The sequence below is a fragment of the Peptostreptococcus russellii genome (genome assembly GCF_003012055.1).
Taxonomy (GTDB): Bacteria; Bacillota; Clostridia; order Peptostreptococcales; family Peptostreptococcaceae; genus Peptostreptococcus; species Peptostreptococcus russellii.
This window is the reverse complement of sequence record NZ_JYGE01000005.1, coordinates 74,477-88,441: the sequence shown is the minus strand read 5'-3', so window position 1 is coordinate 88,441 and position 13,965 is coordinate 74,477. Positions and strand designations below refer to the sequence as shown.

Sequence of the window (13,965 nt, the reverse complement as noted above, 5' to 3'; positions counted from 1 at the left end):
AAAACCAATGGGCTCTTAGATTGTTGAACTGATGAACACCCGTCGCAAAAGGACATGGGAAACGTGAGTTGGCCCTGTTTGAAGACGATAAGGGTTGCTATGAAAGTAACTTTGAAAGCTTTTATAGCAAAAGATGTTTAGAAAGTAGCAATTAAAAAGATAGCTTCACTAACCACATAGAGGAGGGGCGTTGTATGCTATCAGAAAATTTAAGTGTTGGTCAATTAGTCAAAGCTTCCTGTGGAAGAGATCAGGGAAAATTATTTATTATAGTCTCTATTGTAGATAAAGATTATGTAATGATTGCTGATGGAAAGAGCAGGAAGCTGGACAAACCAAAGTTGAAGAAAATAAAACATTTAAATATATATAACTTTGTGAATGAAGAAGTAAAAGAATTGTTGCTAAACGGAGAAAATATAACAGATTCTTTCATAAGAGCTGAGATAGATAAGTTAAAGTAAGTCTTAACTTGTGAAATGGAGGTTTGGTTAGTTAATGGCCAAAAAAGATGTAATAGAATTGGAAGGTATAGTTTCTGAAACTTTACCAAACGCAATGTTTAAAGTAAAATTAGAAAATGGACATGAAGTTTTGTGTCATATATCAGGAAAGCTAAGAATGAACTTCATAAGGATTCTCGAAGGCGATAAGGTGAATATAGAGCTTTCCCCTTATGATCTTACGAGAGGAAGAATCACTTGGCGTAAGAAGTAGACTATTTTATAGTCTGAGGAGGGATAAATAATGAAGGTTAGACCATCTGTAAAACCGATATGCGAAAAGTGTAAGGTTATTAAGAGAAAAGGAAAAGTAATGGTTATTTGCGAAAATCCTAAGCATAAGCAAACACAGGGTTAGGCAATACTGAAGATAGATAGAACTCAAGAAATGTAACGTAGGAGGTGCGAAAATATGGCAAGAATAGCTGGTGTAGACTTACCTAGAGAAAAAAGAGCTGAAATAGGCTTAACATATATATATGGTATAGGTAGAGCTACTTCAAACGAAATATTAGCTAAGGCTGGTATAAGCCCAGATGCTAGAATTAAAGATCTTTCTGAAGAAGAAGTAAATGAACTTAGAAAGATTATAGATGAAGATCATCTTGTTGAAGGTGACTTAAGAAGAGAAATCGCTCTTAACATTAAGAGATTAAGAGATATAAAGTGCTATAGAGGTATAAGACACGGTAAGGGACTACCTCTAAGAGGACAGAAAACTAAGACTAATGCTAGAACAAGAAAAGGTCCTAGAAAAACTGTATCTCGTAAGAAGAGTAAGTAATAGAATACAGTAGTTAAAGGAGGGAAATAACAATGGCAAAGGGCAAGAAGAAAGTCGTTCAACGTGTAAGAAGAAGAGAACGTAAGAATATAGAACGTGGACATGCACATATACAGTCTACTTTCAATAATACAATAGTAACACTAACAGATGTACACGGTAATGCATTATCATGGGCATCTTCAGGTCAGTTAGGATTCAAGGGATCTAGAAAGGCTACTCCATATGCTTCTCAGATGGCAGCTGAAACTGCAGCAAAGGCAGCTATGGAACATGGTCTAAAGACTGTTGAAGTATTCGTAAAGGGACCAGGTTCAGGTAGAGAGGCAGCAATAAGAGCTCTTCAGGCAACAGGACTAGAAGTTACAATGATAAAGGATGTCACTCCAATACCACACAATGGTTGTAGACCGCCAAAGAGAAGAAGAGTGTAGTATTTGAGGTATTTCACCCTCAGAGGACCATATATTTGTATAGGAGGGTTTATCCATGATAGAAATAGAAAAGCCAAAAGTTGATATTGTCGAGTTAAGCGAAGATTATAGATATGGTAAATTTGTTGTTGAGCCACTAGAGAGAGGCTTTGGTATTACAATAGGTAATGCACTTAGAAGAATACTTTTATCTTCTCTTCCTGGAGTTGCAGTATATGCTGTAAGAATTGATGGAGTACTTCATGAATTCTCTACTATTCCGGGAGTGAAAGAAGATGTTACGGAGATTATACTTTCTCTTAAGGAACTATCAGCTACTATAGATGATGAAGAAGCTAAAATTTTAAAGATACAGGCAGAAGGCCCTTGTGAAGTAAAGGGATCTGATATTATATGTCCTCCTGATGTGGAGATAATAAGTAAGGATCTACATATTGCAACATTGGATGAAAATTCAAAGTTAAATATGGAACTATATGTAAATAAGGGTAGAGGTTATATCTCTGCTGAAGAAAACAAGAATGACAGTATGCCAATAGGGGTACTACCTGTAGACTCAATCTATACACCGATTGAAAAGGTAAGTTACCATGTTGAAAACACAAGAGTTGGTCAGAGATCTGACTTTGACAAACTTACGCTTGAAGTAATGACAAACGGAAGTATCAATCCTCAAGAAGGAATATCTCTTGCAGCAAAAGTTCTTGAAGAACATTTAAAATTATTCATTGACTTAACAGAACATGTAGGCAATGTTGAAATAATGGTAGAAAAAGAAGAGGACAAGAAAGAAAAAGTTCTTGAAATGACAATAGAAGAATTAGATTTATCAGTTAGATCTTATAACTGCTTGAAGAGAGCAGGTATCAACACTGTTGAGGAACTAGCTAATAAGTCTGAAGAAGATATGATGAAGGTTAGAAACTTAGGTAAGAAATCTCTTGAGGAAGTTATCCAGAAGTTAGAGGAACTAGACCTTAAGTTAAGACCTAACGAAGAATAGAATCAAGTTTATTTGAAACTATATGACCGAAAAATCATGTAAAGGAGGGAAATAGATGACAACTTACCGTAAATTAGGACGTGAAACTGCTCACAGAAACTTAATGCTAAGAAATCTAGTGACTAGTTTACTAAGAGAAGGAAGAATAGAAACTACAGTTACTAGAGCTAAAGAAACTAAAAGAATGGCTGAAAAGATGATAACTCTTGCTAAGAAGGGTGATCTTCACGCTAGAAGACAAGTTCTTGCTTACGTTTTAGATGAAACAGTTGTAACTGATTTATTTGAAAACATCGCACCAAAGTATGCTGAAAGAAATGGTGGATACACAAGAATAATGAAGATGGGACCAAGAAGAGGCGATTGTGCTGAAATGGCAATAATAGAGCTTGTATAATTGGTTATTTACTGGTGTTGTTAGGGTCTCCCTTTCAACACCACTTTTTTATTTTTTGTAAAGTTTTACTTTATACTTTTATATTTAGGAAAGTTTTAAAAAAGTAGTATAAAAACTATATTATAGATTCAAAAATATTGAAAAGCTTTCTGATCAAGAGAGTTGAAAAAGCTGATTTTTATAATAGTTATAAAATGAAATAAAAATATAAATAGATATAGATATAGATATAGATATAGATATAGATATATAAATATAAATATAAATATATATTAATTACTAGGGCTTAATTTTATATTTTGCACTGCATAAGGCAGTGCTTTTTTTATGCAATTATTTTTATATTATGATTTATTTGGGTAATTGTTTGTTTTTGGGTATATATATAAGTATAGAATATTCAGAAAAGGAGGATGGGCATCATTTTATATATGGAGATGCTCTATTATTGATATGAAAGCAGTTTTTAATTATAGTTTCGGAAAAGAGAATATGAAGAAGATAGAAGATTTAGGATATGAAATCATCTATGTCAAGGAGGAAGATATGGCTGGAAGAGATGATTTCTATGACGCTGAGATATGGTGTACATATTCAGGTTTTGACTATGTGGATATAGAGAAATTTAAAAATTTAAAGTACCTGGCCCTGACTAGTACAGGTATAAATCATACTCCAAAAGATTATTTAGTTGATAATAACATTTATTTATCTAATAATAGGGTAGGATATAATATACCTATAGCTGAAAGTGTGATTATGTTTATATTAGAAATATATAAAAAAAGCCAACAAGCCTTCAAAAAACAAGAAAATAAAATTTGGAACATGGATATGTCTTGGATGGAATTGTCTGGAAAGAGGGTTGGTATATTAGGAACAGGAAACATAGGAAAGTCTATATCAAAAAGATTAAAGGGATTTGATGTAGAGATATGGGGAGTAAATACCAATGGAAGAGATATAGAAGGCTTTGATAGATGCTTTGCTCTAGACAAGAGTGATGAATTCTTTGAAGGCTGTGACGTAATAGTCGGTGCAATGCCCTACACATCTGCTACTGAACATATAATAGATTCAAGAAGGATGGAATTGATGAAAGAAGGATCAATTTTGATAAATGTAGGTAGAGGTAATCTGATAGATTTGCAGGCTCTGAAGTTCTTTTTAGAGAAATTCAAGGGCATAGCCTTGGACGTGGTAGAGGAAGAACCTCTAGATAAAAATAGTTATCTATGGGATAGTGAAAATGTGATTATAACACCACATAATACTTGGGTTTCAGAAAATAATAAGTATAGATTATTTGACGGAATATATGAAAATTTCAAATCATATGCAGAGAAAAAACAGCCTTTAAACTATATAAAAGATATAAAAAAAGGTTATTAAATAAACAATAAAGAAATACCTTGCAATAAAATATATTTAGTAATAGAATATAAGTTGTCGGTTACAAATAAAAATTTATATGGCTTTAGATTGTTACTTGAATTAGTCGGCAAATCTTTGAGTTTAAACTTAAATAAAAGATTAAAATAATATAAAAATAATTTAAAACTAAAAGTGCCAAGTTGATAGCTTGGCACTTTTTGAATTATAAAAAAATAGTCTATATGTCTATATAGTTTATATATAGTAAATTTCAAGTCTATTTAAATTATAAATAATAGATATTATCCAATAAAAAAATTACAAAATCAAATATAAAATATTATCTAGAAAGCCTATTATTTCAAATGTTATAAGTATAAATTTATTATTATATAGAGCTAAATTGTGGTATAATAAGACCATGACTGTGTAAAGTCATAGCCATATACAAAATTACTTTTCAAAGATGTGTAGGGTATTTTTTTATCCGAATTTAGAATGTAGAGATTGCTAAATACCATTGTATCTCGACTAAGATGATATGAGGCAGATTGATATCGTATAATCATATTTTAATTTTTATATATTTTTGTTTGTTATAGTAAAACATTAAGATAAGATATCCGATTGTTACTATATGTGTAGGATAGCCTATCCGAATTAAGATGATAGAAGATTGGTGTATATATTTACTTTAAAAATTAACACGAAGGTGTTTCTTTTTATATACGCTGAATTTATCTTGTAAACAATTATTTTTTATGTATATGGTGAATTTAAGTAAGTGGAGGAATGAGTTGAAACAATGGAAAATATTATTAAAGTAGATGATTTGGTATTTGAATACGTAAGCGAAGAAAATACTCACCGTGCAATAGACAACTTTAGTATGGAGATAAAAAGAGGAGAATTTGTGGCAATTATAGGACATAATGGCTCTGGAAAGTCGACTCTATCTAAAAATCTAAATGCTATCTTAGTTCCTACGAGCGGTAATATCTTGGTTAATGGTATGAATACTAAAGATGAGGAAAAAATCTGGGATATTAGACAAAGTGCTGGTATGGTATTTCAAAATCCAGATAACCAGATAGTAGCAACAATTGTAGAAGAAGACGTGGCTTTTGGATGTGAAAATCTAGGTATAGATCCAAAAGAAATTAGAGAAAGAGTAGATGCAGCCCTTAAAAGCGTAGACATGTATGAGATGAGAGATAGACAGCCACACTTACTTTCAGGCGGACAGAAGCAAAGGGTAGCAATAGCAGGTATAATTGCTATGAGACCTGACTGTGTAATTTTTGATGAGGCTACAGCTATGCTAGACCCTTCAGGAAGAGCTGAGGTAATGAATACTATCAAGAGGCTTAATCACGAACACAATATAACTGTGCTTCACATTACACACTTTATGGAGGAAGCAGTCGAGGCTGATAGAGTAGTTGTAATGGAAAAGGGTAGAAAGGTTCTTGAGGGAACACCAAAGGAAGTATTTTCTCATGTATCAGAGCTAAAGAGAATAGGTCTTGATGTTCCATATATGACGGAACTTTCTCATATTTTAGCAGAGGACGGAATAGAAATTAAGCAGGATATTTTGACTGTGGATGAAATGGTGGGTGAATTATGTCAATTAAGGTAGAGAATTTAACACATATTTATAATGAAGGCTTGCCATTTGCACATAAGGCACTGGATGATGTGAGTTTTGAGATAAAAGACGGAGATTTTGTTGGTCTTATAGGTCATACAGGATCAGGTAAATCAACTCTTATACAGCATTTAAATGGAATTATGAAAGCCAATTCAGGTAAAATATATATTAATGATTTTGATATTACAAAGAAGGATCAAAATCTTACAGAAATAAGAAAAAGAGTTGGGATAGTATTTCAATATCCAGAATATCAGCTATTTGAAGAAACAGTGGCAAAAGATATTGCATTTGGTCCATCAAATCTTGGACTTGATGAAAAGGAAATCCAAGAAAGAGTTGAAACTGCAATGAAAGATGTAGGACTAGACTATGATGAGTTTTCGGAAAAATCTCCATTTGATTTATCAGGTGGGCAAAAAAGAAGAGTAGCAATAGCGGGTGTAATAGCTATGCACCCTGAAGTACTGATTCTTGATGAACCTACAGCAGGGCTGGATCCAGGTGGTAGAGATGAGATATTTAAGCTGATAAAAGATCTTCACAAAAATAATGATATGACTGTAATATTATCATCTCATAGTATGGACGATATGGCCAAACTAGTAGATACTTTGATGGTAATGGATCATGGTAAAATGGCTATGATAGGATCTCCTAGAGAGATATTTAAAGATAATGCAGACAAGTTAAAGGGTATGGGGCTAGATATACCTCAAGTCTTAGAGCTTGCTTTAAAGCTTAGAGAAAAAGCAGGATATAATGTAAGGACAGATGTTATAAATATTACTGAAATAAAAGAAGAGATAGAAAGATGTCTTAGAGAAAAAGACTTTTTAGATGGAGTTAAAAGTTCAGAAGGTGAGGTGGGAGAAGATGCTTAAAGATATTACATTGGGACAGTTTTATCCTACCAAATCAATAGTCCATTCCTTGGATGCTAGGACGAAATTGTTTGCTACAATTATATTTATGATCTCTATATTTGTGGTGAATCAGTTTTGGCCATATGCAGTGATAATACTTTTGATGCTTCTTGTAACTAAGGCATCAAATATCCCTGTGAACTATGTCTTAAAAGGTGTAAGACCTTTGAGATGGATTATATTATTTACTTTTGTAATCAATATATTCTTTATTAGAGGCGGAGATATATTGTGGCAGTTAGGGTTTTTGAAAATATACGAACAAGGCGTTAGAACGGCATTTTTTATGGCTATTAGACTTATTTTACTTGTTCTAGGAACTTCAATACTTACCCTTACAACTTCTCCAATAGAGCTGACAGACGGTATTGAAAATGCTTGTTCTCCTCTAAAGAAGATAGGATTTCCAGCTCATGAATTGGCTATGATGATGACTATTGCACTTAGATTTATACCTACACTTTTAGATGAGACAGATAAAATTATGAAGGCACAGATGTCTAGGGGTGCAGACTTTGAGAGTAGCAATATAGTGAGCAGGGCCAAGAATATGATACCTTTATTGATACCTTTGTTTGTGAGTGCTTTTAGACGTGCTGACGAGCTAGCAATGGCTATGGAGGCGAGGTGTTATAGAGGAGGAGATAATAGAACAAAGATGAAGCAGAGTATTCTTGAAAAGAAAGATTATATGGCTGATTTTATTGTTTTAGTATTTCTAGCATTTACTATAGCAAGTAGATTTATAAAAATAATATAAATATAAGTTAGAAATCTGATAGAAATAAGAAGATAGGAAAAAGATTTAGAAAGCCAAAAATTCAAGATAATAAAAGGAGTGGCTCATATAAAATTGAGCTTCTCTTTTTTTAGAGAAAAGAAAGTTTGCTGCAATTTACATAATTTTTAGAAATTTAAAATTATTTTTTTAAAATAGAAATAAGCTAATAATATAAAGAAAAAAAGTGATTATAATATAATATGATTGATTTATAAGTAAAAAATATTATTTTGATATACAAAATATATACAATTAAAATGATTTACTATTAACGGCTATTGCTTATTTTTTCCTCTTATATTATAATTTAAGTTATTAAGCTTAAAATAGATGTATTTGTATATTTTGTAGGATAAATACATATTAAAAAAATATATAAGCTCAAATTACTCATTCGATTTTAAGAATTTCATATATGTTAATTGAGCTAAATAGTTAGATTTATAGCTAATAAATGAGAAATAAACTAGCTAAAATTACAATGAGTTCTTTGGCTGTCAAATTCAAGTCTTCAGTACTTTTAACTTTAGTATATCCTAAAATGACGATCAAAAATAATACTGAACTAGTTTAGTAATGTATGTGTATCTCTTTAAAAATTTAAAGGGAAAAGAATTCTATTTTATACTTTCAGCAGAGGATACAAGCAAGGAAAGAATGTCACGTGCTATAGAAACTTTCAGAGGATTTAGTGAATATTGTCTAGCGGATTCTCATGAGATGGGCGTAGTATATGGAGCAGGAGTATTAAAAGCAGGAGATATAAGAGATCATGCAGCTATGAAAGAGGCATATGATATGGGATTTGGAGTAAAATAGTAAGAAGGATTTATTAGCTAAGTAAAGTAAAATAATATATATCCAATAAAATAAGATTTTACTAATCAATAAAAATATAGACATAAAAAAACATAAATAACATAAATAAAAAAATATATAAAAAAGCCATATAAAAATGAAATAGTTAAAAATAAAATCCGTACTATATTATCAGAAGTAGATAATATAGATATAAAACAAATTACATATCTAGCTTAAAGTGACTAATTATAGATATGAAATAAACTACATAGTTCATTTAAAGCTATTGTGAAATTAGCACCGTTAAATAGACGTGACTAATTCAAATATTCTTTAATCAATAATGAGAGGTCTTGAAAATAAGGCTTCTCATTATTTTTATGGATTAAATCAAAAATAATAGAAAAAATGAAAATAAAAAGAGAACAAATGTTCTTTTTTCTTGTCGATTATGATATAATAAGTTTATAGAGTTATAGAGTTATAGAGTTATAGAGTTATAGAGTTATAGAGTTATAGAGTTATAGAGTTATAGAGTTATAGAGTTATAGAGTTATAGAGTTATAGAGTTATAGAGTAGATAGAGGTGATACTATGAAGAGTTTATACTATTATGAATTTAAAATTGGTAAAATAGCTATAGCACAAGAGGGTGATTATATTACAGATGTGTTTTTTAAAGATGTTAAAAATGTAGAAGGAAGTATTATAGAAACAGATCTTATAAAACAAACCGCCAAACAAATAGAGGAATATCTTGAAGGTACTAGGAAAGAGTTTGATATCGCTATAAAATTAAATGGTACAGAATTTCAAAAGAGAGTTTGGAAAAAACTTATGGACATTGACTATGGAAAATTAGCTTCTTATGGAGAAATAGCAGAGAGTATTCAAAGTCCCAAGGCAGCAAGAGCTATAGGAATGGCCAACAATAAAAATCCAATAATTATCATAGTACCCTGTCATAGAGTTATAGGAAAGAGTGGCAAGCTTGTTGGATATGCAGCTGGTTTAGATGTAAAGGAATATCTTATAAATCTGGAAAGGTCAAATAAATAAAATTTGATTGTTTTTATATATTGACAAATTTATTTTTAGTAACTAAACTAAATATAATCATAATGATAAAGTTTTTATAAATATTAATTAAAGAGTTAAAGCTTGCTTTTAATATAGATTATTTTAAAGCTATGTATTAAGTATTACTAAGGCTATGAATTTATAGAAAATACATCTAAGTTATTAAGCTAATAGAGTATAGATTTAAGCTATGAATTTATAGAAAATATATCTAAAGCCATTAACTTATAAAAAGCAGATAAATTAAACTATTATTGACTATTTTTATATGATAGTTTCTTTACTGCTGTAAATTTTAAATATATTGCTTAGAGGGTGTAAATATGAGGTTGAATGTTAAAACAAAGTTTTCTGATTATAATATAGTAATAGAAAATGGGATTCTGGCAAATGCTGGAGAATTAATAGTTGAAATGATGAAAGAAAAAGCTCTTTCTATTGGAAAGATTTTCATTGTAACAGATAGTACAGTAGATAAAATATATGGAGAAAAAGTAAAAGAAAATCTAGAAGAAACTGGATTTGATGTTTTTAAATATGTAATTAATCCAGGGGAAGACGCAAAGAATATCTTGACTCTTGCTGGTATATATACTGAAATGGTCGAGTTGGGAATCAGTAGAAGTGATATGATAGTAGCACTTGGTGGCGGTGTAGTGGGTGATTTAGCTGGATTTGCGGCAGCCACATATCTTAGAGGGATAGAGTATATTCAAATTCCTACAACATTGTTAGCACAGGTAGATAGTAGTGTTGGTGGTAAAACGGCAATAGATTTGCCTCAAGGAAAAAACTTGGTTGGCAGCTTTTATAGTTCATCCTTGGTGTTGATAGATAGCGAAGTATTATCTACACTTAACAATAGAAATCTAACAAATGGAATGGCTGAGGTGATAAAGTATTCTTTGATAAAAGATAGAGATTTATTTGATAAACTAACAGAAATCAATAGTAGAGAAGAATTAATGAGTTCTATAGATGAAATTATTTATAGATCTTGTAGCATAAAGAAAGAAATTGTTCAAAGAGATGAATTTGATCACGGTGATAGGATGTTACTAAACTTTGGTCATACATTAGGACATGCTATAGAGGCTCACTATAAATTCAAAAAATACCTTCATGGAGAAGCTGTAGCAATAGGTATGTCAAGAATAACAGAGTGTGCGTATAAAAATAAAATGATAGATGAAAAAGTTTTAATCGAAGTAAGATCTATTATGAAACATTATGGACTTCCTATTAGCGATGAAGTTGAAAATAAAGAACTACTGACTTATATAGCTAAGGATAAGAAAAATTTTGGATCAGGATTAAAGTTAATAATAGTAGATGAGATAGGAAATGGGAAGATAATAGAAGCAAATACAGATTTTTTTGTGGAATAATAAAATTTATTATATAATAAAGATTAGCAGTAAGTGTATTGCTAGTCTTTATTTTTGATTTAAAAAATAATATAAGAGTAGTAAAAAAATTATAGAAATAGTGAAAAATCTATACAAGCAAGAAAAGCTATATAGAAATAGCAAAAAAGTTTTATAGCTTTATATTAAGTAGACAATATATGGCAGTAAAAACTATTATGATAGAAAGAATAAGAAAGATTATATAAAAGCAATAAAAAATCGAATATATAAAAATGAGTAAGAAGGTGAGTTTAAAGTTGGATATTAAAGTAATTCCGTCAAAGCTAAGTGGAGAATTAAAGTTACCACCATCAAAAAGTATCGCCCACAGACATATAATATGTTCGGCACTTGCAGAGGGTGTCAGTGAAATTTCAAATATAGCGTATTCTCAAGATATACTTGCAAGTATTGATGCTATGAAAGCCCTTGGTGCAAGATTTGAGATGGGTAAGGATTGTATAAAAGTATATGGCATAGGAAATAAGATAAAGCTATTAGAGATAGATGATAAAGCTTCTGACAAGGAAAAAAGAAATAAACTAGAGGCTAAAGATATAGCTACTAGAGAATCAAACAATAAAGATTATATAGAAAAGCTAGTTATTAATTGTAGAGAATCGGGGTCTACAATTAGATTTTTATTACCTATTTTGACTATATTCAATAAAAAATTTCATATACAAGCACAGGGGAGACTTTTGAAGAGACCTATGGATCCATATTTTAAAATATTTGATATGGAAGGTATTTCATATCAAAAAAATCAAGAAGAGATCTTGATAGAGGGTGGAAAAGGGCTTAGATCCGAAAAATTCTATATGGATGGAAAAATAAGCTCTCAATTTATATCTGGTATGATGTTTTTACTACCACTTCTTAATCATGATAGTGAGATTATTATAGAAAATAAGCTTGAATCAAAATCATATGTTGATCTAACTATAGATTGTCTCTCAAAATATGGTATAGAAATAGAAAACAATGAATATAAAAGTTTCAAAATAAAAGCAAATCAAAGTTATATTTCAAGGGATAGCTACATAGAGGGAGATTATTCTCAGGCGGCATTTTTTGCCGTAGCAAATGCTCTTGGAAATGAAATTGATATGTTGGGAGTTTCCGAAAGCTCGCTTCAAGGGGATAGAAAAATATTAGAATTGCTAAAAAATTTTGGTGCTAGTGTAAAGTTTGTGGATTATCTTATCTCTGAAGACTTAGATTTAGAAAAAAATATAGATAATGAACTTAAAAACAAAGAAAGCTCTCTAGATGAAAAAAGTAATAGGAAAAAACTTTTAATCAGACAGGGATGCAAAAAGGGATATTCATTTGATGGAAGTGATATTCCAGATATAGTTCCAATAGTAGCTTTACTAGCATCTCTTAGCAAGGGTAAAACAAGGATAAGTAATATATTTAGACTTAGAATAAAAGAGTCTGATAGGCTAGAAGCAGTAGATTGTGAATTAAATAAATTGGGTGCTAATATAAAATCAGGAGAAGATTTTTTAGAAATAAATGGAGTAGAAAAGCTAAATGGAGCAGTCATTGTAGATAGTCATAAAGATCATAGGATAGCAATGATGTTAGCAATAGCCTCTACTGTTTGTAAGGAAGCTATAATTATTAAAGATGCTGATTCAGTATCAAAATCTTTTCCGGATTTTTGGGAAAAATATAGAGAATTGGGAGGTATATATGAGTGCGACTTGGGGTAGAAAATTTAAAGTAACAATATTTGGAGAGTCACATGGAAGTCATATCGGTATAGTCTTAGATGGTGTCCCAAGCGGAGTGAAAATTGATATTGATAGTATTATGGAAGAGATGGATAGAAGAGCTCCTGGTCGCAATGACATATCTACAGCAAGGAAAGAAAGTGATTATCCAGAGATTATTAGTGGAGTATTCAAAGAAAGAGCTACGGGTGCTCCTTTGACTATGATAATAAAAAATAAAGACCATAGATCAAATGATTACTCTCAAGTGAAGAATATAATGAGACCAGGGCATGCAGACTATTCTTCAAATCAAAAATATAATGGATTTAATGATTATAGAGGAAGCGGACATTTCTCAGGAAGAATAACTGCGCCACTAGTATTTGCTGGAGCAATTGCAAAACAAATACTAGAAGATGAAGATATATATATATCCTCACACATAAGAAGTGTTAAAGATATAGAGGATGAAAAATTTTCTGAGAAAACTTTAAATAAAGAGATTTTTAAAGAACTAAAAAAGGAGTATCTTCCTCTTTTAGATAAGAGCAAGAGGGAAATTATACATCAAAAAATAATTGATGTAAAAAAAGAGGGCGATTCTCTTGGAGCTAGGATAGAATGCTCAGCAATTGGATTGCCAGCAGGAATAGGTGATCCCTTCTTTGAGTCCATTGAGTCTGTAATTTCTAGTATTATGTTTTCGATTCCAGGGGTAAAGGGCATAGAGTTTGGAAGTGGATTTGATATTAGCAAGATGTTGGGTTCTGAGGCCAATGATGAATTTTACTATGACCATGATAAAAAAGTAAGGACAAGGACAAATCATAATGGAGGAATCAATGGAGGTATATCAAATGGTATGCCTATAGTATTTACACTTGCAATCAAGGCACCATCTTCAATAGCAAAGGAGCAAAAAAGCATTAATTTGGAAAGTGAGTCAAATGAGATTTTTAAATTAAAAGGACGACACGATCCAATTATAGCTCCACGTGCAATAGCGGTAGTAGAGGCCTGTACAGCTATTAGTATATTGGACTGTTTATTAGTTGATAGAAGTGAAATCAAATGATAAAAATAATCTTGACGTTA

16 protein-coding genes are annotated in these 13,965 nt (G+C 30.9%); all 16 read left to right on the top strand.

What is annotated here, in order from left to right:
* The first annotated feature begins 194 nt into the window (after positions 1 to 194).
* The 16 genes from UF10_RS06375 to aroC all read left to right on the top strand — a co-directional run bounded on the left by UF10_RS06375 (position 195) and on the right by aroC (position 13,945).
* Positions 195 to 464 carry a KOW domain-containing RNA-binding protein gene (locus tag UF10_RS06375; RefSeq protein WP_106776987.1) on the top strand — a complete coding sequence of 90 codons (270 nt, stop codon included), beginning with the start codon at positions 195 to 197 and terminating at the stop codon, positions 462 to 464.
* Between the two features lie 34 nt (positions 465 to 498).
* Positions 499 to 717, top strand: coding sequence for a translation initiation factor IF-1 (infA, locus tag UF10_RS06370; protein ID WP_091975831.1), 219 nt, complete (start codon positions 499 to 501; stop codon positions 715 to 717).
* A gap of 30 nt (positions 718 to 747) precedes the next feature.
* Complete coding sequence (gene rpmJ / locus UF10_RS06365; RefSeq protein ID WP_106776986.1) at positions 748 to 861, top strand: 50S ribosomal protein L36; 114 nt, start codon at positions 748 to 750, stop codon at positions 859 to 861.
* Between the two features lie 54 nt (positions 862 to 915).
* Positions 916 to 1,287 carry a 30S ribosomal protein S13 gene (gene rpsM, locus UF10_RS06360; RefSeq protein ID WP_106776985.1) on the top strand — a complete coding sequence of 124 codons (372 nt, stop codon included), beginning with the start codon at positions 916 to 918 and terminating at the stop codon, positions 1,285 to 1,287.
* A 32-nt stretch (positions 1,288 to 1,319) separates the two neighbouring features.
* Entirely contained in the window at positions 1,320 to 1,721 is a 402-nt protein-coding gene (gene rpsK / locus UF10_RS06355) for a 30S ribosomal protein S11 (RefSeq protein ID WP_091975833.1), read from the top strand.
* 55 nt (positions 1,722 to 1,776) lie between these two features.
* Positions 1,777 to 2,724, top strand: coding sequence for a DNA-directed RNA polymerase subunit alpha (locus UF10_RS06350; RefSeq protein WP_106776984.1), 948 nt, complete (start codon positions 1,777 to 1,779; stop codon positions 2,722 to 2,724).
* Between the two features lie 55 nt (positions 2,725 to 2,779).
* On the top strand, positions 2,780 to 3,121 hold the full coding sequence (rplQ, locus tag UF10_RS06345; protein WP_106776983.1) for a 50S ribosomal protein L17: 342 nt from the start codon (positions 2,780 to 2,782) through the stop codon (positions 3,119 to 3,121).
* A 453-nt stretch (positions 3,122 to 3,574) separates the two neighbouring features.
* A complete protein-coding gene (locus UF10_RS06340) occupies positions 3,575 to 4,513 on the top strand; it encodes a phosphoglycerate dehydrogenase (protein WP_106776982.1) in 939 nt (312 codons plus the stop codon).
* 787 nt (positions 4,514 to 5,300) lie between these two features.
* Positions 5,301 to 6,137: an energy-coupling factor transporter ATPase gene (locus UF10_RS06335; RefSeq protein ID WP_106776981.1), complete on the top strand. Its 837-nt coding sequence runs from the start codon at positions 5,301 to 5,303 to the stop codon at positions 6,135 to 6,137.
* A complete protein-coding gene (locus tag UF10_RS06330; protein ID WP_106776980.1) occupies positions 6,122 to 7,033 on the top strand; it encodes an energy-coupling factor transporter ATPase in 912 nt (303 codons plus the stop codon). The genes UF10_RS06335 and UF10_RS06330 overlap by 16 nt, the downstream gene beginning before the upstream one ends.
* Positions 7,026 to 7,835, top strand: coding sequence for an energy-coupling factor transporter transmembrane component T family protein (locus tag UF10_RS06325; RefSeq protein WP_106776979.1), 810 nt, complete (start codon positions 7,026 to 7,028; stop codon positions 7,833 to 7,835). The genes UF10_RS06330 and UF10_RS06325 overlap by 8 nt, the downstream gene beginning before the upstream one ends.
* 603 nt (positions 7,836 to 8,438) lie before the next feature.
* Positions 8,439 to 8,675, top strand: a complete 237-nt coding sequence (locus tag UF10_RS06320) for a hypothetical protein (RefSeq protein ID WP_146130771.1) — start codon at positions 8,439 to 8,441, stop codon at positions 8,673 to 8,675.
* Between the two features lie 576 nt (positions 8,676 to 9,251).
* Complete coding sequence (locus tag UF10_RS06315) at positions 9,252 to 9,716, top strand: methylated-DNA--[protein]-cysteine S-methyltransferase (protein WP_106776977.1); 465 nt, start codon at positions 9,252 to 9,254, stop codon at positions 9,714 to 9,716.
* 344 nt (positions 9,717 to 10,060) lie between these two features.
* The gene (gene aroB, locus UF10_RS06310; protein ID WP_106776976.1) at positions 10,061 to 11,125 is read left to right on the top strand and encodes a 3-dehydroquinate synthase; all 1,065 of its coding nucleotides are present in this window, start codon (positions 10,061 to 10,063) and stop codon (positions 11,123 to 11,125) included.
* Positions 11,126 to 11,379: 254 nt separating this feature from the next.
* On the top strand, positions 11,380 to 12,867 hold the full coding sequence (aroA, locus tag UF10_RS06305; RefSeq protein ID WP_106776975.1) for a 3-phosphoshikimate 1-carboxyvinyltransferase: 1,488 nt from the start codon (positions 11,380 to 11,382) through the stop codon (positions 12,865 to 12,867).
* The gene (aroC, locus tag UF10_RS06300) at positions 12,848 to 13,945 is read left to right on the top strand and encodes a chorismate synthase (RefSeq protein WP_106776974.1); all 1,098 of its coding nucleotides are present in this window, start codon (positions 12,848 to 12,850) and stop codon (positions 13,943 to 13,945) included. Before aroA ends, aroC begins: the two co-directional genes overlap by 20 nt.
* Positions 13,946 to 13,965 lie beyond the last annotated feature (20 nt).